Origin of the sequence: Streptomyces sp. NPDC006339 (assembly GCF_040612775.1) — a bacterium.
In the GTDB taxonomy this organism is placed as follows: Bacteria; Actinomycetota; Actinomycetes; order Streptomycetales; family Streptomycetaceae; genus Streptomyces.
In genome coordinates, this window is record NZ_JBEXQW010000009.1 from 69,385 (window position 1) to 92,958 (window position 23,574).

General features: G+C 73.8%; 25 protein-coding genes. 10 read left to right on the forward strand and 15 right to left on the reverse strand.

Annotated elements, in window-relative coordinates; all coding sequences use genetic code 11:
• The first annotated feature begins 28 nt into the window (after positions 1-28).
• Together ABZ135_RS09640 and ABZ135_RS09645 are read left to right on the forward strand one after the other, a co-directional pair.
• On the forward strand, positions 29-517 hold the full coding sequence (locus ABZ135_RS09640; RefSeq protein ID WP_356693823.1) for a hypothetical protein: 489 nt from the start codon (positions 29-31) through the stop codon (positions 515-517).
• 85 nt (positions 518-602) lie between these two features.
• Positions 603-1,265, forward strand: a complete 663-nt coding sequence (locus ABZ135_RS09645; protein ID WP_356693599.1) for a DUF305 domain-containing protein — start codon at positions 603-605, stop codon at positions 1,263-1,265.
• A gap of 307 nt (positions 1,266-1,572) precedes the next feature.
• On the opposite strand, the gene ABZ135_RS09650 is transcribed toward ABZ135_RS09645, so the two are convergent.
• The gene (locus tag ABZ135_RS09650; RefSeq protein ID WP_356693601.1) at positions 1,573-3,222 is read right to left on the reverse strand and encodes an amidohydrolase; all 1,650 of its coding nucleotides are present in this window, start codon (positions 3,220-3,222) and stop codon (positions 1,573-1,575) included.
• A 106-nt stretch (positions 3,223-3,328) separates the two neighbouring features.
• Positions 3,329-4,744, reverse strand: coding sequence for a cytosine permease (locus ABZ135_RS09655; RefSeq protein ID WP_356693603.1), 1,416 nt, complete (start codon positions 4,742-4,744; stop codon positions 3,329-3,331).
• A gap of 210 nt (positions 4,745-4,954) precedes the next feature.
• On the opposite strand from ABZ135_RS09655, the gene ABZ135_RS09660 reads away from it, so the two are divergent.
• Positions 4,955-5,512, forward strand: coding sequence for a TetR/AcrR family transcriptional regulator (locus ABZ135_RS09660; RefSeq protein ID WP_356693825.1), 558 nt, complete (start codon positions 4,955-4,957; stop codon positions 5,510-5,512).
• Position 5,513: 1 nt separating this feature from the next.
• Here the strand turns inward: ABZ135_RS09660 and ABZ135_RS09665 are convergent, their stop codons facing one another.
• Together ABZ135_RS09665 and ABZ135_RS09670 are read right to left on the reverse strand one after the other, a co-directional pair.
• Positions 5,514-6,428 carry a hypothetical protein gene (locus ABZ135_RS09665; RefSeq protein ID WP_356693605.1) on the reverse strand — a complete coding sequence of 305 codons (915 nt, stop codon included), beginning with the start codon at positions 6,426-6,428 and terminating at the stop codon, positions 5,514-5,516.
• Positions 6,425-7,960: an NAD(P)/FAD-dependent oxidoreductase gene (locus ABZ135_RS09670; protein WP_356693607.1), complete on the reverse strand. Its 1,536-nt coding sequence runs from the start codon at positions 7,958-7,960 to the stop codon at positions 6,425-6,427. Before ABZ135_RS09670 ends, ABZ135_RS09665 begins: the two co-directional genes overlap by 4 nt.
• Positions 7,961-8,094: 134 nt before the next feature.
• Here ABZ135_RS09670 and trxA point away from each other — a divergent pair, with 134 nt between their 5' ends.
• Complete coding sequence (trxA, locus tag ABZ135_RS09675) at positions 8,095-8,475, forward strand: thioredoxin (RefSeq protein ID WP_356693609.1); 381 nt, start codon at positions 8,095-8,097, stop codon at positions 8,473-8,475.
• 93 nt (positions 8,476-8,568) lie between these two features.
• Here the strand turns inward: trxA and ABZ135_RS09680 are convergent, their stop codons facing one another.
• The 3 genes from ABZ135_RS09680 to ABZ135_RS09690 form a co-directional block, all read right to left on the reverse strand.
• Positions 8,569-9,756, reverse strand: a complete 1,188-nt coding sequence (locus ABZ135_RS09680; protein ID WP_356693611.1) for a thiolase family protein — start codon at positions 9,754-9,756, stop codon at positions 8,569-8,571.
• A 216-nt stretch (positions 9,757-9,972) separates the two neighbouring features.
• Positions 9,973-10,242 carry a hypothetical protein gene (locus tag ABZ135_RS09685; protein WP_356693613.1) on the reverse strand — a complete coding sequence of 90 codons (270 nt, stop codon included), beginning with the start codon at positions 10,240-10,242 and terminating at the stop codon, positions 9,973-9,975.
• A gap of 55 nt (positions 10,243-10,297) precedes the next feature.
• Positions 10,298-11,320 (reverse strand): LacI family DNA-binding transcriptional regulator, encoded by a 1,023-nt coding sequence (locus ABZ135_RS09690; RefSeq protein WP_356693615.1) that lies wholly within the window; start codon positions 11,318-11,320, stop codon positions 10,298-10,300.
• Positions 11,321-11,443: 123 nt separating this feature from the next.
• Between ABZ135_RS09690 and ABZ135_RS09695 the strand changes: the two genes are divergently transcribed.
• A complete protein-coding gene (locus ABZ135_RS09695) occupies positions 11,444-12,706 on the forward strand; it encodes an MFS transporter (RefSeq protein WP_356693617.1) in 1,263 nt (420 codons plus the stop codon).
• 73 nt (positions 12,707-12,779) lie between these two features.
• Here ABZ135_RS09695 and ABZ135_RS09700 read toward each other — a convergent pair whose 3' ends face one another.
• From ABZ135_RS09700 to ABZ135_RS09710, 3 genes are all read right to left on the reverse strand, one after another.
• Entirely contained in the window at positions 12,780-13,166 is a 387-nt protein-coding gene (locus tag ABZ135_RS09700) for a hypothetical protein (protein WP_356693619.1), read from the reverse strand.
• Positions 13,167-13,237: 71 nt separating this feature from the next.
• Complete coding sequence (locus ABZ135_RS09705; RefSeq protein ID WP_356693621.1) at positions 13,238-13,420, reverse strand: hypothetical protein; 183 nt, start codon at positions 13,418-13,420, stop codon at positions 13,238-13,240.
• 142 nt (positions 13,421-13,562) lie between these two features.
• Entirely contained in the window at positions 13,563-14,384 is an 822-nt protein-coding gene (locus ABZ135_RS09710; protein ID WP_356693623.1) for a TIGR02452 family protein, read from the reverse strand.
• A gap of 129 nt (positions 14,385-14,513) precedes the next feature.
• Between ABZ135_RS09710 and egtA the strand changes: the two genes are divergently transcribed.
• Genes egtA through egtD form a run of 4 tightly spaced genes read left to right on the forward strand, consistent with a single transcriptional unit; the run spans position 14,514 to position 18,854 of the window.
• Positions 14,514-15,782 carry an ergothioneine biosynthesis glutamate--cysteine ligase EgtA gene (egtA, locus tag ABZ135_RS09715; RefSeq protein WP_356693625.1) on the forward strand — a complete coding sequence of 423 codons (1,269 nt, stop codon included), beginning with the start codon at positions 14,514-14,516 and terminating at the stop codon, positions 15,780-15,782.
• Positions 15,779-17,140, forward strand: a complete 1,362-nt coding sequence (egtB, locus tag ABZ135_RS09720) for an ergothioneine biosynthesis protein EgtB (RefSeq protein WP_356693627.1) — start codon at positions 15,779-15,781, stop codon at positions 17,138-17,140. The genes egtA and egtB overlap by 4 nt, the downstream gene beginning before the upstream one ends.
• Entirely contained in the window at positions 17,140-17,892 is a 753-nt protein-coding gene (egtC, locus tag ABZ135_RS09725; protein ID WP_356693629.1) for an ergothioneine biosynthesis protein EgtC, read from the forward strand. The genes egtB and egtC overlap by 1 nt, the downstream gene beginning before the upstream one ends.
• Positions 17,889-18,854, forward strand: coding sequence for an L-histidine N(alpha)-methyltransferase (gene egtD, locus ABZ135_RS09730; RefSeq protein WP_356693631.1), 966 nt, complete (start codon positions 17,889-17,891; stop codon positions 18,852-18,854). Before egtC ends, egtD begins: the two co-directional genes overlap by 4 nt.
• Here the strand turns inward: egtD and ABZ135_RS09735 are convergent.
• The 3 genes from ABZ135_RS09735 to ABZ135_RS09745 form a co-directional block, all read right to left on the reverse strand.
• On the reverse strand, positions 18,749-19,636 hold the full coding sequence (locus ABZ135_RS09735) for a lysophospholipid acyltransferase family protein (protein WP_356693633.1): 888 nt from the start codon (positions 19,634-19,636) through the stop codon (positions 18,749-18,751). The genes egtD and ABZ135_RS09735 overlap by 106 nt on opposite strands.
• A 7-nt stretch (positions 19,637-19,643) precedes the next feature.
• Entirely contained in the window at positions 19,644-20,471 is an 828-nt protein-coding gene (locus tag ABZ135_RS09740) for a GNAT family N-acyltransferase (protein WP_356693635.1), read from the reverse strand.
• Positions 20,472-20,621: 150 nt separating this feature from the next.
• Entirely contained in the window at positions 20,622-21,869 is a 1,248-nt protein-coding gene (locus ABZ135_RS09745; RefSeq protein ID WP_356693637.1) for an extracellular solute-binding protein, read from the reverse strand.
• A gap of 217 nt (positions 21,870-22,086) precedes the next feature.
• On the opposite strand from ABZ135_RS09745, the gene ABZ135_RS09750 reads away from it, so the two are divergent.
• Positions 22,087-22,302, forward strand: coding sequence for a dodecin (locus ABZ135_RS09750; RefSeq protein WP_345484109.1), 216 nt, complete (start codon positions 22,087-22,089; stop codon positions 22,300-22,302).
• 122 nt (positions 22,303-22,424) lie between these two features.
• Here ABZ135_RS09750 and ABZ135_RS09755 read toward each other — a convergent pair whose 3' ends face one another.
• Positions 22,425-22,913, reverse strand: a complete 489-nt coding sequence (locus ABZ135_RS09755) for a hypothetical protein (protein ID WP_356693639.1) — start codon at positions 22,911-22,913, stop codon at positions 22,425-22,427.
• Positions 22,914-22,975: 62 nt separating this feature from the next.
• Complete coding sequence (locus ABZ135_RS09760) at positions 22,976-23,530, reverse strand: flavoprotein (RefSeq protein WP_356693641.1); 555 nt, start codon at positions 23,528-23,530, stop codon at positions 22,976-22,978.
• Positions 23,531-23,574: the final 44 nt, after the last annotated feature.

Here is a 23,574-nt window from a genome sequence, read left to right on the forward strand (position 1 = left end):
GGGTATCCGATAAGCTCGGTCCGTGGACATGGGACGCGAGCGACACAGACGTACCCGAGCAGCGGGCGCCCTGGCGCACCTGCTGCTCGTCGTCGTGCTCGCGCTCGGCGTGTTCATGATGCACTCGGTGGGTCATCCGCGCGGGTCGTCCGGTGAGGAGGGCGCGGCGGGCGCGGGCGGCGTCACCGCCGCGGCCCACCACGGCGGCGCCCTGCACGACTCGGCCCCGGCCGCCACCAGCCCCGGCCCGGCTTCGCGGAGCGAGGTGGCCCCGGCCCGGTCCTCGTCCCACGACCCCGGCGGCACCCACGACCCCGGCGGCACCGGGATGGACGTCACCACGCTCTGCGTGGCCGTCCTCGGCGTCTGGCTGATCGCCGCGCTCCTCCGGGCCGCGCTCCTCCGCCGGACCGCGCGGGTCGACGAGTTCCTGGCGCGGGTGCTGCCCGCCGTGGGCCCGAACGCCCCGCCGCCCCGGCCACCCGACCTCGCACGGCTGTCCGTCCTGCGGATCTAGGCCGACGCGCCACCGCGGGCACCTCACGCTGCCCGCAGACGTGTTCGACCCGATTCCAGAACGACAGCACACGAGGTGTACACGCATGCGTGCCTTCCCCCACCCCGCCGTCCGCAAGCTCACGCTGGTCGGCGCCGTCGCCGCCGCCGGGCTCCTGCTCTCCGCCTGCGGCTCCGACGACTCCGCCGACGGCATGGACCACGGCGCCACGCCCTCCGCCACGTCCCCCCGGACCCCGGGTGATGCCTCCGCCGACGCCTCCGCCGGCACGGGGACCGGGACCGGGGCCTTCAACGACGCGGACGTGACGTTCGCGCAGATGATGATTCCCCATCACGAGCAGGCCCTGCAGATGGCGAAGCTCGCCGACGGCCGCGCCGAGGACCCGGAGATCAAGAAGCTCGTCGGTGAGATCGAGAAGGCCCAGGACCCCGAGATCCAGAAGATGAAGTCCTGGCTGAAGACCTGGGGCAAGCCCGAGTCCCCGGGCCACGGCGGCCACGGTGGTCACGGCATGGCCGGGATGGTGTCCGACACCGACATGGCGGATCTCGCCGCCGCGAAGGGCAAGGAGTTCGACCGCAAGTTCGCCGAGCTGATGATCGCGCACCACGAGGGCGCGGTGCAGATGGCGAAGACGGAGCAGAAGGACGGCAAGGACGCGGCCGCGAAGAAGGTGGCCGACGACGTGGTCCGGACGCAGGCCGCCGAGATCGCGGAGCTGAAGAAGATCCTCGAGCGACTCTGACCGTCGTCCCGGGCCGACCCGACCCGACGGCGAGGCCCGTCGGGCTCGTCGGGCCGGGCGGGCCGGGCGGGCCGGGCGGGCTGACCGGCCTGATCCCGCCGGTCCGGTCGGCCCGGCTGCCGGCCGGACTGCAGGTCCGGCTGGTCGGGCCGATACCGAGCTGATCCCGGCCGCCCGGCCGGCCCGGCCGCCGGTCCGCCTGGTCGGTCCGGCGCTCCGGGCGGCCCGGCCGCCTCGTCCCACCGGCGGTCCCGCGCCCGCGCCCCGCGCGCGGGACCGCCCCTCTCCCCGCCCGAGGGCCGCGCCCTCACGCCGTATGCACGACCTCGCCTCCCACCACCACGGTCTCGGCGACCGTGCCGGGGATGTCGTCGGGATCGGCCCGCAGGATGTCCCGGGAGAGGACGACGAAGTCGGCGAGCTTGCCGACGGTGAGCGAACCCCTCTCCCCCTCCAGGAAGTTGGCGCGGGCCGAGCCCAGCGTGTAGCCCTCGACGGCGGTGGTGACGTCGAGGGTCTCGCCGGGGGTCCACGCCTCGCCGCCGCCGGGCGGGCGGCGGGTGACGGCGGCGTGGATGCCGATCATGGGGTCCATCTCCGCCACGTTCCAGTCGCTGGACAGGGCGAGCAGGGCCCCCGCGCGGTGCAGGCTGCGCAGCGGCCATGCCTTGTGCCAGCGCTCGGGGCCGATGTTCTCGGCCCAGTCCTGGCCGGGGCCGGCGATGTCGGGGGCGGCGTGCCGGGGCTGCATGCAGGCGGTGACGCCGAGCTCGGCGAAGCGCGGGGTGTCGGCGGGGTCGAGGCATTCGACGTGCACGATCTGGTGCCGGGCGTCGCGCGGGCCGTTGGCGGCGCGGGCGGCCTCCACGGCGTCGAGGACGGTGCGGATGCCGCGGTCGCCGGTGGCGTGGACGAAGCACTGGAAGCCGCGCGCGTCGAGGTGCGTGAGGAGTTCGGCGAACTCCTCGGGCGGGTAGAACGTGTCGCCGCGGTGGTGTCCGCAGCCCGCGTACGGTTCGAGCAGGGCGGCGGTGCGGGGCTCGACGACGTCGTCGATGTACAGCTTGAGCGGTCCCACACGCAGCCGGTCGTCGGCGAACTCCCTGGCCGCCGCCGCGAATTCGTCCAGTTCGGCGTCGGTGGTGCCGCGCGGATGGAAGAGCGCGGCGACGATACGGGAGCGGAGCCGGCCCTCGGCGCGGGCGCGCCGGAAGAGGGCGAGGTCGTCGAGGGAGTTCTGGGGTTCGACGACGGTGGTGATGCCGTAGCCGATGGCGGCGTCGAGGCTCTTGGCGAGGCGGCCGTACTGGCGGTCGGGCGAGGCCCAGGGAACGCCGAGTTCGCGCAGGGCGCGGTGGCCTTCGCGGGAGAGGCCCTTGACGGCGAAGTCCCGTACGAAACCGGTGGGTTCGCCGGTGGCGGGGTCGGTCACGGCGGTGCCGAAGGGCAGCTCGGTGCGGTCCGCGCGGACGTCGAGGCGTCGCAGGGCGGCGGTGTTGAGCCAGGCGGTGTGGACGTCGTAACTCAGGACGAGGGCGGGGGTGTCCCCGGTGACGGGGTCGAGGTCGGCGGCGGTGGGCATCCGGCCGCCGGGGATGGCGGAGTAGTCGAACGCCTCGGCCTCGATCCAGGCGGCGTCGGGGTGGGCGTCCCGCCAGGCGCGGACGCGGGCGTGGATCTCTTGGAGGTCGCGGGCACCGGCCAGTTGGACGCAGGCGTCGTCGGAGCCGAGGCGGACGTGGTTGTGGGCGTCGACGAAGCCGGGCAGGACGAGCCGCCCGCCCGCGTCGAGGACGCGGGTACCGGGGCCGGCCCAGGCGTCGGCGTCGGTGGCGTCGCCGATCCAGACGATCCGGCCGTCGCGGACGGCCAGCGCCTCGGCCTCGGGAAGGGCGGGATCGACGGTGTGCACGCGGGCGCGGGTGAGGAGGAGGTCGGCGGGGGCGGGGCGGTTCATACGGGTCTTTCTCCAGGTGCGGTACGGCGGTACGGGGCGGGGTCCGGGGGCCCGGGCCGGCGGGCGACCGTGCGGGGCGCGGCGGTCGCAGACCGGGCTCGGCGGGTCAGGTGCCGAGGGGGCGGGCGGTGCGGCGGGCGAGGAGGAGGTGGACGGCGGCGGAGACGACGGCGCCGAGGAGGGAGAGGTCGGCGCCGCCGAGCGGGGCCACGAGCGGGCCGGTCCACAGGGCGGAGTCGCAGGTGACGGCGGCGAAGACCATGCCCGCGAGGAGGGCGGTGAGACCGGCCGGGTGCCAGCCGCCCCGGTACCAGTAGGCCCCGTCCGCGCCGGCGTGCAGGGCCGCGGAGTCGTAGGTGCAGCGCCGCAGCACCATGTCGGCGAGGAAGACACCGCCCCACGGGGCGAACACGATGATCAGGAGGGAGAGGAAGGAGAGCAGCGAGGTCGTGAAGTCGGTGAGGAAGAGGGCGCCGAGGGAGCCTGCGGCGGTGACGATCGCGCTGATGACGATGGCGCGGGCGCGGCTCCAGGGGATGCCGAGGACCTGGAGGTTCAGGCTGGAGGAGTAGAGGGTGATGATCGAGTTGGTGACCGAGCCGCCGAGGACGAGGGCGAGGAAGAGCGGCTGGAACCAGCCGGGCAGCAGCGCCGATGTGCCCGCGACCGCGTCCGTCATGTCGGTCTGGGTGGCGGCGGCGACGCCGGCGACACCGAGGGCCACGGAGGAGACGAGGCCGCCGAGCCCGCCGCTCCAGGTCAGCGCCTTGAGGGAGGTGGTGCGGGGCAGGTAGCGGGTGTAGTCGGCGGGCATCGGTACGTACGAGAAGGGGCCGGCGAGCATGACGACGAACGCCAGGCTCCAGGCAGAGGCGCCGGGTGCGGCGGCCGGGGCGGTGGTGTCGGCGCCGGGCAGGACGAAGAGGAGCAGGGCGGCGAAGCCGAGGGCGAGGGCGTAGGCCGCCCAGCGTTCGGCCCACTGGACGGTGGCGTGGCCCCACAGGGCGACCGCGAAGGTCAGGGTGAGGGTGACGGCGAGCGCGAGGGCGCGCGGCAGGTGGCCGCCGCTCCAGCCGAGCTCGGCGAGGAAGGCTTCGAGGGCGAGTGCGCCGACCACGGTGTTGACGATGGTGTAGCCGATGCTGACGACCCAGTTCAGCAGTCCGGCGGGCCAGTTGCCGCGGACGCCGAAGGCGGCGCGGGAGATGACGAGGGTGGCGGTGCCGGTGCGAACACCGCTGAGCCCGGCGGCGCTGATGGCGAAGAAGGAGAGGCCGCCGATCACGACGACGGCGGTGGCCTGCCAGAAGGAGAGGCCGAAGGCGACGGCGAGGGCGCCGTTGATGACGTAGGTGAAGGTCAGGTTCGAGCCGAACCACAGCCAGAAGAGGTCCTTGGCCCCGCCGTGCCGTTCCCCGTCCGGGATGGGGTCGATGCCGTGGCCCTCGACCTGGAAGACCTGGTCGCCGCCCGCGTCGCCGTCCGCGCCCGCTCTCGCGGGCGCCGTGTCGTTTCCGAGCACTCCGCACCTCCTTCGTGACCGCTCACATCTTGAATGGCGTTCTAACTCTTTGAACGGCATTCAAGATGGAGGCTGGATCCGGCCACGTCAAGACCCCCGCGGATTGCGGTTAGGGTCGACCCGTACGCGGGAGTCGGCACGAGGGCGGGAACGGTGGCAGGCGCAGCACGGCCGGGACGGCGGCGGGACGGGAGCATCACGCGGGAGCGGATGCTCGAGGAGGCCATGACCGCCATCGCCGAGGACGGCCTCGGCGCGCTCACCATGTCCGCGCTCGCCGAGCGGCTCGGCACCAGCGGCGGCCACATCCTGTACTACTTCGGCAGCAAGGACCTGCTGCTGCTCGCCGCCCTGCGGTGGAGCGAGGCGGCCCTCGCCGAGGAGCGGCGGCGGCTGCTCGCCCGCAGGGTCACCGCGCCGCGCCGGCTCGACCTGTTCCTGCGGCTCTATCTGCCGCGCGGCCCGCGCGACCCGCGCTGGACCCTCTGGATCGAACTGTGGGCGCGCATTCCGGCCAATGAGGAACTGCGCGCCGCGCAGGCGGAGCTCGACCGGGGCTGGCAGGAGGACCTGGAGGCCCTGCTCGCCAAGGGCATCGACCAGGGGCACTTCGCCCCGACGGACGTGACCGCACGCGCCTCCGAACTCCTCGCGCTCCTCGACGGTCTGAGCACCCGGGTGGTGCTCGGCGAGGAGTCGGGGCGCGACACCCGGAGCGCCCTGGACGCCGCCCGGGCGGCGGCGGGGCTGCTGGTCGCTCGGGCCTGAGTCAGCCCTCCGGCGGCGGCTCCCACGGCAGCGGCTCGACGGGGGCGAACGGCCATGCCGGGGCGTCGGGATGACGGCTCGTCTGCTCGGCGTACCAGATGATCTGCTCCGTGTGCAGCGCCGGCCGGGACAGCCGCGCGAGCGCCGGGTGGCGGGCGGCGACGGTCCGGGCCAGGAGCAGCGCCGCCTCGGCGTCCGAACCGGGGTCGCCCGGGCGTACGTGCGGCACGCCGTACCACTCCGCCACCGACCGCAGGGAGCGACTCCCGGGGCGATAGCGGTCGACGTGCCGGTCGAGGACGAGCGGGTCGCACACCGGTGCCACACCGGCGGGGACGCGTGCGGTGAGCGGAGCGAGGTCGTGGCGGAGGAGTTCGGCGTGCAGGGTCGACAGGACGTGCGGGGCGAACCAGACGACCAGCAGCTCCCCGGCGGCGAGGTGGGCGGCGACGAGGGTGGCGAGCTCGTCGAGGGCGGGGCGGGGTGGGAGGGGCTGCGGGAGGTTGGATCCAATATCCGGGATATTGGATCCAGTTGCCTGCTGGATATCGGATCCGATCGCCTCCACGGCATCGGATCCCTCCTCCGCAGACGGGATATCGGATCCTGGATCCAGGATCCAGTCGTGCGCCGTCCCGTCGCTGCCCCGCAGCGCCGCGGATCGGATCCGATCGACGGCCGGCCGATGACCCGTGGATCCGATGTCCAAGGACAGCAGCCGCCGCCGGTGCCACCCGGGGTGGTCACCGGGCGGCGGCGGGCCGGGATCGGGAGCGTGCTCCGGGTGGTAGACCTCCCACGCCCTGGCGCCGTGCCGCAGCAGCCCCGCGCCCGCGGGCACCGGGCCGCCGCAGCGGGCGCAGGAGGCGTCGTACTCGTTGGCACGCTCCCCCCGGGCACGCTCCCCGGGGCTCATGCCGTGCCCGCCCCGTCCCGATACGCCTCCAGGAGCCGCAACCACGCCTCGCTCAGGGTCGGGTAGGCGGGAACGGCGTGCCAGAGGCGGGCGATCGGGACCTCTCCGGTGACGGCGATCGTGGCCGAGTGGAGGAGTTCGCCGATGCCGGGTCCGACGAAGGTGGCGCCGAGGACGGTCTCGCGGTCGAGGTCGACGACCATGCGCGCGTGGCCGCGGTATCCCTGGGCGTAGAGACCGGCGCCCGCGACCGCCGAGAGATCGAGGTCGACGGCCCGCACCCGGTGTCCCGCCGCCTCGGCGGCGGCCAGGGTGAGTCCGACGGAGGCCGCCTCGGGGTCGGTGAAGACGACCTGCGGGACGGCGGCGTGGTCGGCGGTGGCGCTGTGCGGGCCCCAGGGCCCGGCATCCGGGGAGGCCGTCCCCGCGGCCCCCGTGCCCCCGGCGCCCGCCGCGGCTCCTGTGGCCCGGGCGGCGATGGCGGCGCCCGCGATCCGTGCCTGGTACTTGCCCTGGTGGGTCAGCAGGGCGCGGCGGTTGACGTCCCCGACGGCGTACAGCCAGTCGTGCCCGTCGACGCGGAGGCTGTCGTCCACGGAGAGCCAGGAGCCCGGTTCGAGGCCGATCGTGTCGAGGCCGATGTCCTCGGTGCGCGGCTGTCGGCCGGTCGCGAAGAGCACCTCGTCGCCCTCGACGTGGTCGCCGCCCTCCAGGACGACGGTGACCGGGCCGGTGCCGCCGTCCCGTACCACCGCGGTGACGGCGGCGCCGGTGCGGATGTCGGCGCCGCGTTCGGTGAGGGCCGCGGCGACGTGTTCGCCCACGAAGGGCTCCATCCGGGGCAGCAGTCCCTCGCCCCGGACCAGCATGGTGACCCGCGAGCCGAGCGCCTGCCAGGCGGTCGCCATCTCCGCGCCCACCACTCCCCCGCCGACGACGACCAGTCGCTCGGGCACCCGGCCGGAGCTCGTCGCCTCGCGGCTGGTCCAGGGCCGGGCGCCGGGCAGCCCGGGCAGGTCCGGGAGGACGGCGCGGCTGCCGGTGCAGACGGCGACGGCGTGCCGGGCGGTGAGGACGCGGCGGTCGCCCTCGGGCCCCTGGACGGTGACGCGGCGGGGGCCGTGGAGCCTGCCGTGGCCGCGGTAGAGGTGGGCCCCGGTGGACTCCACCCACTCCACCTGCCCGTCGTCCTTCCAGTCGCCCACCACCGCGTCGCGGTGGGCGAGGACCTCCTGGGCGTCCAGCGGCCCGTCGACGTGACCGCGCACTCCGGGCGTCCTGCGCGCCTCGGAGCGGACGATGGCGGGCCGCAGCAGCGCCTTGCTGGGCATGCAGGCCCAGTACGAGCATTCGCCGCCGACCAGTTCGCCCTCCACCACCGCCACGCTGAGCCCGGCCGCCCGGACCCGGTCCACCACGTTCTCGCCCACCGGGCCCGCGCCCAGGACCACCACGTCGTAGGCGCGCTCGTGATCGTGATCGTGCTCGTGCTCGCGTTCGTGTCCGCGCTCGTGTTCCGCCGCTCGTGTCATGACGTCCAGTCTGCGGGGAAGGGGCCCGAACGGCACGGAATAGCGCGGCTCGATACGCCGTTGTGCCGGACGGGTCCCCAGGGGACGGTGAGGGCGGCGCACCAAGGACGCCGGACACCGGAAAGGTAGGAAGCATGAGCACCGTTGAGCTCACCAAGGACAACTTCGACCAGATCGTGAGTGAGAACGACTTCGTTCTGATCGACTTCTGGGCTTCCTGGTGCGGTCCGTGCCGTCAGTTCGGCCCCGTCTTCGAGGCGGCCTCCGAGCGTCACGAGGACCTCGTCTTCGCCAAGGTCGACACCGAGGCGCAGCAGGAGCTCGCGGCGGCGTTCGAGATCCGCTCGATCCCGACCCTGATGATCGTCCGGGACCGGGTGGCGGTGTTCGCGCAGCCCGGCGCCCTGCCCGAGGCGGCCCTGGAGGACGTGATCGGCCAGGCCCGCAAGCTGGACATGGACGAGGTGCGCAAGTCCATCGCCGCGGCGCAGGGCGGCGCTCCGCAGCAGGGCTGACCGCGGCGAAGGGGCGACCCGCCCCGCCCTCCGCGTGAGCGGAAGGGGCGGCCCGGCAGTGCCGGGCCGCCCCTTCCGCGTCCGCGCGGGGCGTCAGCGCTCCAGGACCAGGGCGAGGCCCTGGCCGACGCCGATGCAGAGCGCGGCGAGGCCCGTGCCGGAGCCCGCCGCCGCGAGCTGATGGGCGACCGCGCCGGCGAGACGGGCGCCGGAGGCGCCCAGCGGGTGGCCGATCGCGAGGGCGCCGCCCCGCGGGTTGACGATCGCGGGGTCGAGTTCCGGCCACTCGGCCAGGCAGCCGAGGGCCTGGGCGGCGAACGCCTCGTTCAGCTCGAAGGTCGTCAGGTCGGAGAAGTCACGGCCGGCCTTGTCCAAAGCCCGCCGCACGGCCTCCACCGGGCCGAGTCCGAAGAGCTGCGGCTCGATACCGGTGACGGCGGAGGCACGGATGCGGGCCAGCGGCTCACGACCGGTCTCGCGCAGCCCCTCCTCGTCGACCAGGAGCAGGGCCGCGGCGCCGTCGTTGAGCGGGGAGGAGTTGCCGGCCGTGACCGTGCCGCCGTCGGGGCGGAAGGAGGGCTTCAGCTTGGCCAGGGCCTCCGGCGAGGTGGTGTCGCGGATGCACTCGTCCCGTACGAGCTCGACGCCCTCGTAGGCGACGACCTCACCGTCGTACAGACCCTTGGCCCATGCCTCGGCGGCCTTGCGGTGGCTCGCGAGGGCGAAGGCGTCCTGCCGCTCACGGCCGATGGCGTGCTTGTCGGCGACGAGCTCCGCGCCCTCGCCGAGGGAGACGGTCCACTCGGCGGGCATGCGCGGATTGGTCATGCGCCAGCCGAGGGTCGTGGAGTGCAACTGCTGGTGCCCGGCCGGGAAGCCGCGCTCGGGCTTCTGCAGCACCCAGGGGGCCCGGGACATCGACTCGACGCCGCCGGCGATGGCGACGGAGGCGTCGCCCAGGGCGATCGCGCGGGCGGCCTGGATGACGGCCTCGAGGCCCGATCCGCACAGCCGGTTGACGGTGACGCCGGGGACCGAGGTGGGCAGGCCGGCGAGCAGGACGGCCATGCGGGCCACGTCGCGGTTGTCCTCGCCCGCGCCGTTGGCGTCGCCGAAGTACACGTCGTCGACGCGGGCCGGGTCGAGGTCGGGGGTGCGGTCGACGAGGGCCCGCACGACGTGGGCCGCGAGGTCGTCGGGCCGGACCGAGGAGAGCGCGCCGCCGAACTTGCCGATCGGGGTGCGGACGGCGTCGACGATGTAGACGTCGTGGATGCTCATCGGTTCTCTCCCACGGGACCTTCGCGTACGGGCAACGGCGCGAGGAGCCGGGATCCGGAGCCGGACCCGAGTGTCCGGGCCCGAGGGCCGGGGCCCGGGGGCGGGTCCAGGGGCCTGGGGTCCGCCTGCGATCCCCGCCGCTGTTCGCCTGGTGAACCATCCTTCGTCCTCGCGGGCCCGAGTCTCCGCCGCTCCGGGCCTCCTGTCAACGGCCCTTCAGGCCGTCCTGGGTCCCCTGATCAGCGCCATCAGGCCGTAGTCGAGCTCGCGCCCGTCCACGAGCAGCGCCTCCACCGTCCGCGTCTCGGGATCGATGTCGGCCATCAGCCCGTGTCCCTCGTAGATCGGATAGCCGGACTCGCCGACGCGGCCGGTCGCTTCGACGACCGCCGAGCGGACGGCGCTGTCGTCCACGGAGGCGTCACCGCGGTCCACCACGTGGGCGGGCACCAGGAGGATCTCGAAGCGCTTCGGATGTGTGCTCATGAACCGACGCTAAGCCGACCGCGCGGACGCGGCCTCCCGGCGCCGCCCGGGCGGCTCAGCTCGACTCGCGGCGCACGATGCGCGAGGCGAGCAGCTCCTGGCGCTCCGGTGCCGCCTCGGGGTCGCGGACCGCCCGGTCGACCAGTTCCGCAAGCTCCTGACCGACCACCATGTCGATCTGTACGGTGCTGAGCCGGGGCCGCAGCAGCCGTCCCAGCACGAGGTCGTCCGAGCCGACCACGGCCGTCTCCTCCGGGATCGCGATCCCGGCGTCCTGGAGGGCGCGCATGAGGAGCATGGCGTACTCGTCGTTGTAGGCGAAGACCCCGTCGAGGCCGAGCGCGCGCCACCGCGCGGCCAACTCGTTCGCCGGCTCCTCCTCGTAGCGCAGCGGCAGGGGTACGACGGTGGCGCCGGTCCGCTCCGCCGCCGCCCGCACGCCTTCGAGGCGCGGCACGGAGAACATCTCCAGGCCCGGTTCCTCGGGCATCACGACCCCGAGCGCACGACAGCCGCGCTCGACGAGATGGTCACCGGCCACCCGGCCGACCCGCGTCTGGTCCATGACCAGCGCGTGGCTGCCGACGACCTGCTGCGGGCCCACCGTGATGACGGCCCGGGCCCCGGCGCGCTTGAGCAGCCGCACCCCGGACGGGGTCAGCCCCACCTGCCCCAGCGAGACCACCGCGACCGGGCGCAGCTCGGCCCAGGCGCGGGCGGCCTCGTCCGCGTCCAGGCCGACGCTGCCGTACTGCACCACCGTGTAGTCCAAGCGGCGCAGGGCCCACTGGAGTTCGTTGAAGAAACGGCTGTACAGGGGGCCGATCGGCACGTGGGCGGTGGGCATCAGAACCATCCGGCTGTGCCCCGCGCGCAGGCTGCGGGCCGCGGCGTGCGGGACGTAGCCGAGCTCCTCCGCGGCCTCCCGCACCCGCCGGCGGGTGGGTTCGCTGATCCGTACGGCCGCGGTGTTGTTGAGGACGTAGCTCACGGTGGCACGGGAGACCCCCGCGAGCCGGGCCACATCGGCGCTGGTGGGGACGGAACGTCCGGCGGACTGCTTGGGTGACTGGCTCATCGATCCGGCATCTTTCCAGAACGATCCGGCACGGGGTCTGGCGGATGGCCGGAATCGAGTGCTAGACAAGGCTTACACGCGTCAGTGACACGTGTCACCCACCGTCCCCCCAAGGAGGGCACCGTGGCCCCTTCCTCTTCCGGCGCGTCCGCCGGCACCGCTCCCGGCACCACCGTCCCCGTCCCCACCGGTCCCCGTCCCCCGCGCGGCCTGCTCCCCCTTCTGCTCGCCGGGAACACCGCGATGTACGCGCTGTACGTCGGCGTCCCCGGCATGCTCCTCGCGCTGCACATCGAGGACATATCCCCGGCGGACAAGGTGGCCAACTTCGGGCTGGTCTCGGGTGTCTCCGCGATCTTCGCCACCGTCTTCAATCCGGTGGCGGGCGCGCTGTCGGACCGTTCGGGGCGGCGCAACCCGTGGATCCTCGCGGGCGGTCTGCTCGCGTTGCCGGTCATGCTGCTGCTCGGCAGCGTGCACACGATCCTGCTGGTGATGATCGCCTGGTGTCTCGGCCAGGCCGTGATGAACGTCTATCAGGCCGCTCTCACCTCCGTGGTGCCCGACCGGGTCCCGCTCGCCTCGCGCGGCAGGGCCTCGGCGGCCGTCGGCCTCGGCCTGCCCGTCGGATCCACGATCGGCGCCCTGGTCGGCGCCGCCTTCTCGGAGGACTACCGCACCGGCTATCTCGTCTTCGGCGCGGTGGTCGCCGTCACCTCCGTCCTGTTCACCTCCTGCGCCCGCGAGGAGCGCATGCCGTCCAAGGCCCCGATGCCGGTCGCGGCGCAGGTGGCGGCGTTCGGCAGCGCGCTCAAGGCCCATGACTTCCGCTGGGCGTTCATCGGCCGCGCGCTGCTCGTGCTCGGTTACTTCGCCGTGGCCGGATTCCAGCTCTACATCCTCAAGGACCACACCGAGCTTCCGGCCGGGCTCAGCGCCGAGGAGGCGGTGGCGATCCTGATGCCCCTCAACTCGGTGGCCATGGTGGTCTCCACCGTCCTCGGCGGCTGGCTCTCGGACCGCTACGACCGGCGCAAGCTCTTCGTCGGCGCCTCCGCCGCGCTCGCGGCCGTCGCGCTGCTCGTCCCGGCCGTCTCGTCGAGCTGGACCGCGATGCTGGTCTTCTCGGTCGTCAACGGGCTCGGCTTCGGCTGCTACATGGCGGTGGACACGGCGCTGGTGACCATGGTGCTGCCGAAGGCGGAGGACGCCGCCCGTGACATGGGCGTACTGAACATCGCCAACGCCGGTCCGCAGATCGTGGCGCCGTTCATCGCCTCGCTGATCGTCTCGCTGAGCGGCGGGTACACGGCGCTGTTCCTGGTCGCCGCCGTCCTGTCGGTCCTCGGCGCGCTCGCCGTGCGCCCCATCCGTACGGTGCGCTGAACCCCGGACCGGTCGGCACCTTCTGGCCCCGTCTCCGTGCCGGGCCGGACCCCGTGGGTACGCCCGGCGCTCGTCAGCAGGTCTCGTTCTTCATCACGGCGCCCAGGACGATGGTCCCGGTGACGGCGGCGCCGGGGGCGGGGTCCTGGGTGCAGATCTTCCAGTCGGCGGCGGCCGACGACTGGACGGGGACCATCCGGCCCTTGCCGGAGATGTCCTCGAATCTCATGCTGCCCGAGAGCTGGCCGTAGGCTCCGGCGACGCTGCCGCCGATGAGGTCGGGCATGCCACCGCCCGCCGCCGGCTGCTCGGGCGGAGCCGTCGTGGCCGTCGGGACGGTGTCCACCGAAACGACGGCCGTGGGTTCGGCCTGCCGGGACGGTTCCGCGCCGGAGGTGCAGGCGGTGAGTCCGGCGAGCAGGGCGACGGCGAGGACGGCCGTGACACGGGTGGTGCGCATGTTCCCCCCTGGGGCGTGCGTGAACGGGGGACCATCATCCACGCAGCGTCCCGACGGCCTTCACGCGCCTCTCAGTTGTGCCCGAATTTGCGTTCCTTGCGGTGGGCGGGAACGTCGATGGCCGGACGCGGCGCCTCGGAGGAGGAAGAGTGCTGGGTCTCCTTGGCCGTGACCGCGGCCCGGTGCTCATGGCCTCCGGTGCGGGCGCCCTTGTTGACCCGGGTCTGTTTCTTGCCCACGATCGTGCCTCCCATCGGGGGAAATCTCGTTCCCAGACTCGCACGGGGGTACGAAAGCCGCATGTCAGGCGCGTGGGCGGACGGGCGGGCAGACGGCCGGGCGAGCGGACGTCCCGACGGGCGGACGTCCCGACGGACGGACGTCCCGGCGGACAGCTCAGCCGAGCACGCGCCGGAAGGCACCGAGGGTGGTCTGCTCGCGGGTGCGGTCGAGGATCGCGAAGACGACCTCGTCGAAGTGCCGGGCGAAGCGCCCGTCCCCGGTGAGCAGTGCCTTGAAGGCGCCCGCGACCCCGGCGGGGTCGTTCTGGAAGACGCCGCAGCCCCAGGCGCCGAGGACGAGCCTGCGGTAGCCGTTCGCCGCCGCGGTCTCCAGAACCCGCTCGGCGCGGGCGGCGAGAGCGGCGGGGACGCGGTCGGCGAGCTCGGGGGTGCGACGGCGGATCACCCCGGCGTTGGGCGCGGGCGAGGTGAGGAAGCCGACGGTGAAGGGCTCGGCGAGGAGTGCGCCGCGGTCGTCGCGGAAGACCGGTACGCCGGGCGAGTGGATGACCCGGTCGGTGTAGAAAGCGTCCCTCTCGGCCCGGTGGTGGTCGTAGTACGCGGGGGCCCGCAGCAGGGTGGCGTAGAGCGCGGAGGACCGGCAGAGGGCCTCTTCCTGGGCCTGGGCGCCGTTGAGGTAGCCGCCGCCGGGGTTGCGGGCGGAGGCGAAGTTGAGGACCGCGACAGGGGCGCCGGCGTCGGCGCGGGTCATGCGGCGGGCGGCGGCGAGGCTGCTCTCCGCGGTGACCTGGAGGACGGTCGTGCGGTCGGTGTCGGGGGTGACGGCGACGGGTTCGGGGCCGTACAGACGAGTTCCGGCCAGGGCCGCGGCCAGGTGCTCGGCGAGGGTGACGGTCCGGCCGTCCGGGGCGGTGTAGCGGCCCGCCGCCACGATCTCCTCGGTCTCGCGGGCGAGGGCCCGCAGTCGTGCGCTCATGACCCGAAAGCATGATCGACTCGCCTCCGGGGTGGCAACGGTTTTTCCCGGCCACGCCGCTGAGGCGCTCTTGCACGCCCGTGCCGGGTGGCTTTAGGTGGAATCAACGCTTTCCCAGGAGGTGGAGCGATGACGGCACCGTCGCCGGACGGCATACCCCGGGGTGGTCCTCCTCTGACCGAGGAGGAGGCCGAGGACCTGCTGCGATGTATCTGTTTCAAGACCGGACCACCGCGGACGGTCGGGGTCGAACTGGAGTGGCTCGTCCACGAGCTGCGTGATCCCCGCCTTCCCGTCCCGCCGCGCCGGCTGGCCGCGGCGATCGACACCGTACGGACCCTGCCGCTGGTCGCGGCCCTCACCTTCGAACCCGGTGGGCAACTGGAGCTCAGCTCGCTGCCCGCCGCCTCCCTCATGGAGTGCCTGGACTCGCTCGCCGCCGATCTGCGCGCGGTGCGGGAGGCACTCGCCCCCCTCGGACTCGGTCTCAGCGGCTACGGGGTCGACCCGTGGCACGCGCCACGCGCGCGCGTGCTGCACGAGCCGCGGTACGACGCCATGGAGGCCGCCCTCGCCAGGAACGGCCCGGCCGGGCGGGCCATGATGTGCGAGTCGGCCTCCGTGCAGATCTGTCTCGACGCCGGTGTCGACGGGCCGGGACCGCTCGGCTACCGGAGGCGCTGGAAGCTCGCGCACCTGCTGGGCGCGGTCCTCGTGGCGGCCTTCGCCAACTCCGCCGTGCACGGCGGCCGGCGTACCGGCTGGCGTTCCACCCGGCAGGCGCTGTGGACCGATCTCGACCCGACCCGGGCGCTCGCCCCGCCGCCGGACGGCGAGCCGCGCGCCGAGTGGGCGGCGCACGTCCTGGACACACCCGTGCTGTGCGTACGGACCCCGCACGGGCCGTGGGCGGTGCCCGAGGGGCTGACGTTCCGGGAGTGGCTGCGTACGGGCCGGCCCCGGCCGGCCGACGCGGACGACCTGCGCTACCACCTGACGACCCTCTTCCCGCCGGTGCGGCCGCGCGGGCATCTGGAGCTGCGGATGATCGACGCACAGCCGGGCCTGGACGGCTGGATGGTGCCGGTGGCGGTGACGACCGCCCTGTTCGAGGACGCTCGGGCCGCCGAGGCGGCCCATCGGGCGATGCGGCCGCTGGAGGCGCTCGCCGGCCAGGGGCCCGCTCCGCGCAACCCGCTGTGGCGGGCGGCGGCCCGGGACGGACTGGCGGACCCGCTGCTGCACACGGCGGCGCTCGCGGTGTTCGGGGCGGCCCTGGAGGCGCTGCCCCGGATCGGTGCGTCGGCCGGGGTGGTGGAGTCGGTCGCGGCGTTCCACGAACGGCATGTGCTGGGGGGCGGCTGCCCCGCCGACGAACTGCAGGAGGTGGCGTCATGACCGCGCCGGAGACCGCGCCCGGCGCGGCCCCGCCCGACGAGGGCACGCCCGACGAGGCCGCGCTGCGGTCCCGGGCGGTGGAGGCGCTGACCACGGCACGGGAGCGCACGGCGCTGCTGACCTCCTGTGTGGACGAGGACGAACTGACCGCCCAGCACTCGCCGTTGATGTCTCCGCTGGTGTGGGACCTCGCGCACATCGGCAATCAGGAGGAGCAGTGGCTGTGGCGGGCGGTGGCCGGCCGCGAGGCGCTGCGGCCCGAGATCGACTCGCTGTACGACGCCTTTCAGCACCCGCGCGCGACCCGGCCCTCGCTGCCGCTGCTGACGCCCGCCGAGGCGCGGGCCTACGCCGCCGATGTACGCGACCGGGTCCTCGGCGTCCTCGACGGCGCCCGCCTGGACGCGACCGGTCCGCTGACGGAGGCGGCCTTCGCGTACGGGATGATCGCCCAGCACGAACAGCAGCACGACGAGACCATGCTGATCACCCATCAGCTACGGAAGGGCCCCGCGGCGCTCACCGCCCCTCCCCCGCCCGTCACGGCCGCGGGACCGCCGGCGCAGCGGGAGGTTCTGGTGCCGGGCGGCCCGTTCACGATGGGCACCTCCGACGAGCCGTGGGCGCTCGACAACGAGCGTCCCGCGCACACCCGGATCGTCCCGGCCTTCTTCATCGACACCACGCCCGTGTCCAACGGCGCCTACCTGGCCTTCATCGCCGACGGCGGCTACCACGACGAGCGCTGGTGGCGGCCGGAGGGATGGGCACAGATCCGCGAACACGGCGTCGAGGCGCCGCTGTTCTGGCGTCGTGAGGGAGGGCAGTGGCTACGCCGCCGCTTCGGGGTGACCGAGCCGGTGGCCGAGGACGAGCCGGTGCTGCACGTGAGCTGGTACGAGGCCGACGCCTACGCGCGCTGGGCGGGACGGCGGCTGCCCACCGAGGCCGAGTGGGAGAAGGCGGCCCGGCACGACCCGGCCACCGGCCGGTCGCGGCGCTATCCGTGGGGCGACGCCGACCCGGAGCCAGGCCACGCCAACCTGGGGCAGCGACATCTGGGGCCCGCGCCCGCCGGCAGCTATCCGGAGGGCGCCTCCCCGCTGGGCGTACGCCAGTTGATCGGCGACGTGTGGGAGTGGACGGCGAGCGACTTCCTGCCGTACCCGGGGTTCCGGGCCTTCCCGTACAAGGAGTACTCGGAGGTCTTCTTCGGGCCGGCGCACAAGGTGCTGCGGGGCGGTTCGTTCGCCGTGGACCCGGTGGCGTGCCGGGGAACCTTCCGCAACTGGGACCTTCCGGTGCGGCGGCAGATCTTCTCCGGCTTCCGCACGGCGCGTGACGCGGAGCCGGCCTGATGTGCCGGCACCTCGCCTATGTCGGCGCGCCGGTGGCCCTCGGGGAGCTGCTGCTGCGGCCCCCGCACTCCCTGGAGCGGCAGGCGTGGCAGCCGCGCACGCAGAGCAGCGGTGTGGTGAACGCCGACGGCTTCGGGGTCGGCTGGTACGCGGAGGGCGACCCGGTGCCCGCGCGCTACCGCAGGACCGGCCCGGTCTGGGGCGACCTGTCGTTCGCGGACCTGGCCCGCGTGGTGCGCGCGGGAGCGCTGCTCGGCGCCGTGCGGGGCGCCACGGTGCCGGGCGCGGACGGGGAGGCGGCGGCCGCGCCGTTCGCCGCCGACCGGTGGCTGTTCAGCCACAACGGGGCCGTCCCGGGGTGGCCCGGGTCGCTCACCGCCCTCGCGGCGACGCTGCCGGCGGCGGAGCTTCTCGCCCTGGAGGCGCGCACCGACTCCGCGCTCGTGTGGGCGCTGGTCCTGCACCGGCTGCGGGCCGGGGACGCGCCCGAGCGGGCGCTCGCCGACACCGTACGGGAGGTCGCCGAGGCCGCTCCGGGTGCCCGCCTGAACCTGCTGCTCATGGACGGGGCGACGATCACCGCGACCGCGTGGGGGAACTCGCTCTGGTACCTGACCGGGCCCGGCCGGACGGTCGTGGCCTCCGAACCGTACGACGACGATCCGCGCTGGACGGAGGTGCCGGACCGCACGGTCCTCACCGCCTCCCAAACCGATGTCGTCCTCACCCCGCTCAAGGAGCCCTCCCCGTGAGCCCGTTCCGGTTGACCCGCACCCTTCCCGAGGACGCCACGGACGCCGCGCTGCGCGCCGACGTGCTCCACGGGCTGACCCACGATCCGAAGGAGTTGCCGCCGAAGTGGTTCTACGACGCGCGGGGAAGCGAACTCTTCGAGGAGATCACCCGGCTGCCCGAGTACTACCCGACGCGTGCCGAGCGCGAGATCCTGCGGGACCGGTCCGGCGAGATCGCGGCCGCTACCGGGGCGCGGACCCTGGTGGAGCTGGGGTCCGGCTCGTCGGAGAAGACCCGCCATCTGATCGACGCGCTGCTGCCGGAGCTGGCGGCCTATGTGCCGGTGGACGTGAGCGAGTCGGCGCTGCGGGGGGCCGGCGAGGCGCTGCTGGCCGAGCGGCCGGGCCTTCGGGTGCACGCCCTGGTCGCCGACTTCACCCACGGGCTCGACCTGCCGGACACGCCCGGTCCGCGGCTGGTGGCGTTCCTGGGCGGCACCGTCGGCAATCTGCTGCCCGGGGAGCGCAGAGAGTTCCTGCGTGCGGTCCGGGGGATGCTGGCGCCCGGTGACGCGCTGCTGCTCGGGACGGACCTGGTGAAGGACGAGGCGACGCTGGTGGCCGCGTACGACGACGCGGCGGGGGTGACGGCCGCCTTCAACAAGAACGTGCTCGCCGTCCTCGACCGGGAGCTCGGGGCGGACGCCCGCCCCGAGGACTTCGACCACGTGGCGCTGTGGAACCGGGAGTGCGAGTGGATCGAGATGCGGCTGCGGGCGCGGCACGCGCTGTCGGTGAAGATCCCGGAGCTCGATCTGGTGGTGCCGTTCGAGGCGGGTGAAGAGCTGCGGACGGAGGTGTCGGCGAAGTTCCGTCAGGAGGGGGTGCGCGCGGAGCTGGCGGCGGCGGGCTTCTCGCTCGCCCGCTGGTGGACGGACGGGGAGGGGCGGTTCGCGCTGTCCTTGGCGACGGTGGACTGAGCGGCGCGGGCGAGGGTGCGGCGGTCCGGATATCGGAGACTGGATATCGGATCCAATATCCGGATCTCCGCTTCGAGCCGCCGCGCCGTCGCGATCCGCCACAGCGACGCCCCGAGGGTGTCCTCGCCGACGAACGCGGCGGGTCCGGCGGGCCGGTAGTCGATCCGTACGGGTTGGATATCGGATCCGGTGTCCAATGCCGCCTGGAAGGCGGCCGGACGGAAGGCGCCGCCTGCCCGCCCGCACCAGGTGGAGCCCTCCGGGAAGACGACGACCCGGCCGCCGGCGGCGAGGGCGCGGGCCGTCGCGTCCACTGTGCCGGGCAGGCTCCGGAGCCGTTCGCGGTCGACGAAGAGCGTGCCGCCCAGGGCGGCGAGCGGGCCGAGCACCGGCCAGCCGCGCACCTCCCGCTTGGCCAGCATCCGCCCCGGGAGCACGGCGGCGACCAGCGGGACGTCCAGCCAGGAGACGTGGTTGGCGACCACGAGGAGCGGGACGCCCTGGGGTGCCGCCCGGCCGGTGACCCGGATCCGTACCCCGAAGGCGCGCAGCACGGCCCGGCACCAGTACCGCACGAGCAGCAGGCGTCCGGCCGCCGGCAGCGGGGCGGTGAGCGGGGCGAGCAGCACGCCGAGGAGTACGGTGGCGAGCCCCGCGACCAGCCGGAGCGCGCCCCGGGCGGCGGCGCCGCGCGGGGTGGCGGGACCGGGGTGGGCGGCGCACCGGCCGGGCGTGCACGGTGCCGTGGGCAGCCACGGCGACGGGGCCGCGGTGGTGCTCACCGTCCGCTCACCGGGCCGGGGCGAGCGAGAGGAAGTGCCGCAGGTAGCGGGGGTTGGTGCGGCGCAGCGACAGCAGGACGTAGAGGTCGGCGACGCCGAAGTCGGGGTCGTGGGCGGGCGCGCCGCACACCCAGGCGCCGAGCCGCAGGTAGCCGCGCAGCAGCGGCGGCAGTTCGACCCGGCCCGCGGCGGGCGGGGTGGCGGTGTCGGGCGTCCACAACCGGTGCGGGGTGACCCAGTACTCCTCGGGGGCCAGGTGCTTGGCCTTGACCGCGTCCCAGGTGGCGGCGGCGAGGGTGCCGCCGTCGGCGAGCGGGACGGAGCAGCAGCCGGCGAGCCAGTCGTGGCCGGTGCGGGTCATGTAGCGGGCGAGGCCGGCCCAGACGAGGGCGATGACGGCGCCGTTGCGGTGGGCGGGGTGGACGCAGGAGCGGCCCACCTCGACGAGGTCGTGGCGGATCGGGGCCAGCCGGGTGAGGTCGAACTCGCTCTCCGAGTAGAGCCGTCCGGCGACGGCGGCCCGCTCGGGCGGCAGCACCCGGTAGGTGCCGACGACCTCGCCGGTGTCCTCGCGCCGTACGAGGAGGTGGTCGCAGTAGGCGTCGAAGGCGTCGCTGTCGAGGCCGGGTTCGGGCCCGTCGATGCGGGCGCCCATCTCGCCGGCGAAGACCAGGTGGCGCAGCCGCTGCGCGGCGCGGACGTCCTCCTGGTCGCGGGCGAGGCCCACGACGTAGCGGGGCGTCGGCTCCTCCCCGGCCCGCTGCCGGGGAGGTACGGGGCTGAGGGACCGGCCCGCCGGTTCGGCGACGGGCGGGGCGAGGGGTACGGCGGCCATGTCGGGTTCCTCCGGCGGTACGGAAGGGCGGAAGGGAGCCGGGCCGTGCGAGCGGTGGCCCGACTCCTCGTTTCTTCCGTGGGTGGCTGGATTCGACGTGACCGGCCGGGGGCCGGTTGGTGTGGAGGCGCTGAATGGTGTGGGGGCGCCCTATTCGGCAAGGGTGTCCGTGATCCGCTCGGAGGCGTCCCGGGCGGCCTTCTTCGGGTCCTCGCCGGTGAGGACGGCGGTCATGTAGGGCTTGATGGGGTTGTCGGCCTCGACGTCGGCCCACTGGGGCGAGTTGGGGGTGGCCCGGCCGCGGGCGGCGCCGACGGCCATGGTGGCGGTGGCCTCCTGGCCGGCGACGAGGGAGGCGAGGGAGGTCTTGTTGGGCACGTAGTTCATGGCTCTGGCGAGTTCGCCCTGCCACTTCTCGCCGGCGAGGGCCTTGACGACCTCGAGCGCGGCGGCGCGCTCGGGCGCGTTCTCCGGGATGATGAGGTCGGAGCCGCCGGTGAAGACGGCGCAGGGCTGTCCGGGCTTCGTGCCGGGGATGGGGAAGAAGCCGAGCTTGTCCTTGAGGCCGGGGTTGGCCTTGGTGATCACGGGGAGGGCGCTGGGCGTGGCGATGATCTGGGCGACGTCGCCCCTGGCGAAGACCTCGGCCTGCGGCGGGTTCTGCTCGTCGGCGTTCTTGGGGCCCTTGCCGAGGGCCTGGAGCCGCTTGTAGAAGTCCATGCCGCGCAGGGCGGCGGGACTGTCGAGGGCGCCGGTCCACAGGCCGCCCTTGTCGACGGCGAGTTCGCCGCCCTCGTCCCAGATGAAGCCGGAGAGGGTGTACCAGTCCTGGCCGGCGAGGTAGATGCCCTGGGTGCCGCCGCGGTTGAGCTTCTCGGTGTCGTCGAGCCACTGGGCGCGGGTGGCGGGCGGCTTGACCCCGGCGTCGGCGAAGAGGTCCTTGTTGTAGATGACGATGCGGTTGGCTGCGTACCAGGGGATGCCGTACTGGGAGCCGTCGATGCTGCCGGGTTCGGCGAGGCCGGGGAGCCAGTCCTCCCTGCCGAGGTCGCGGACCGACTCCAGGGTGAGGTCGTAGAGCTTATCGGTGTCGGCGTACTGGGCGACCTGGGTGTTTCCCACCTCGATGACGTCCGGCCCGCCGGGGCCGTCGAGGGCGTCGGTGACCTTCTTCCCGATGCCGGTCCAGTCCTGGATGGTGACCTCGAGCTCGATGTCGTCGTGCTCGGCCTCAAAGGACCGCGTGAACCGCTGGAGGAAGTCGTCGCTCACGCTGTCGCGCATCAGCCAGATGGTGACGGTGCGGGTGGTGTTCTCGTCGCCCGGGAGGAGGCCGCAGCCGGAGAGGAGGAGGGCGGAGACGACTGCCAGCGGGCAGGCGAGACGGCGGTTCTTCACGTGAGGTCACCTTCTGCGGGGAGGGCTGTCGACCCGACGTGTGGGGGGACCTGACGGGAGGTTCGCGCGGGTATGTGGCCTGGATTCTGGTCTGGACCAAAGCGGAAGGTCAAGTCCCCGGGCACGTCCTGCCCGGGCCGCGACGTGTCGCGGACCCGGCCGGAGTGGGGCACGGTGGAGGGAACCCACCGAGGGCACCGAGAGGAGTCCGGCACCCATGTCGAACCACACCTATCGCGTCACCGAGATCGTCGGCACGTCCACCGAGGGCGTCGACCAGGCCATCCGCAACGGGATCCAGCGGGCTTCGCAGACCCTGCGGGGGCTCGACTGGTTCGAGGTCACGCAGGTGCGCGGGCACCTCGTGGACGGGGCGATCGAGCACTACCAGGTGGGGCTCAAGGTCGGCTTCCGTCTGGAGGACGGCGACTGATCCGATGGGATCCAATCGATGGGATCCAATCGACGGAATCCGATCGAGGTTGGATCCGATCGAGGTTGGATCCAATCGAGGTTGGATCCAATCGAGGTTGGATCCCATCGGCCATCGGCCGCTCAGGTCCGCCCCTCCCGCTCCTGCGCGTCCTTCAGCGCCTCCGACGGCACCGCCCACCGGGCGCGCACCACCGTGAAGCCCGCCGCCTCGGCGGCGTCGCAGACGAGCTCGTCGTCGTCGACGAGCACCCGGACCTCGCGGTCCCGGGCGAGCCGGCGCAACAGCTCCAGCTTGGTCTGCCGCGCGGGACGGAAGTCGCGGTCCCGCCGCATGTGCACCGGCCCCTCCGGGAGGCCGTGCGCGGCGAGCCAGTCGAGCGTGTCACGGCGGCAGCGTTCCGGCCGTCCGGTGAGATAGACGATGTCGCACTCCTTGGCCGCCTCCTTGCACATCCCGACACCCTCCGCAAGCGGAGGGTCCTCGGGCGCGGCGGCGAAGAACCGGTCCCAGTCGCGCGGGCGGCGTTCCAGGAAGTGCTGCCGGTGGGCGGTGGACGCGAGGGTGTTGTCGAGGTCGAAGACGGCCACGGGCCTGCGGTGTCGGGTCACTCCCCCAGCGTAGGCAGCCCGAGCCGTCCGTCCGGCGAATCCCCGGCGGCGGGGAAGGTCTCTCAGGCGGGGGATCCCGGGCCGAGGACGTCGGAGACGGCGTCCAGGGCGGTACGCCAGGGGTACACGGCCGCGTCGCCCCGGCCCGGTTCGTTCGGGACGAAGCCGCCGTCGCCGTAGAGGACCCGCACGCCCGCGCCCCGGAGGGTCTCGATCGACCGCTCGAACTGGGGATGGGCGGCGTACGCGGTGTTCACACACGGCATCATCGCCATGGGTATGCCCTTGCCCATGCCCTCGGCGACGACGCCCACGAGCCACTTGTCCGTGATCCCGAGCGCCCACTGGTTGACGGTGTTGAAGGTCGCCGGCGCGACGACGACCGCGTCCGGCTGCGGCCACAGGGGCGGCTGGCCGGGGAGGCGGTAGTCCCATCGCACCGGGTGGCCGGTGAGGGCGGCGAGGCCGTCGAGGGAGTCGGCGAGCCAGCGGGCCGCCGTCGGCGTGAGACCGAGGCACACGTCCCAGCCGTCGGCCTGTGCCTCCTCGATGGCCCGGGCCACGTCGAAGACGGGCGGCGCCGCGCTGCTGAACAGGTACAAGGTCGAAGTGATCATGGTCGATATCCGATCACACCCGGACCGCTCCCGATGCCGGAGCC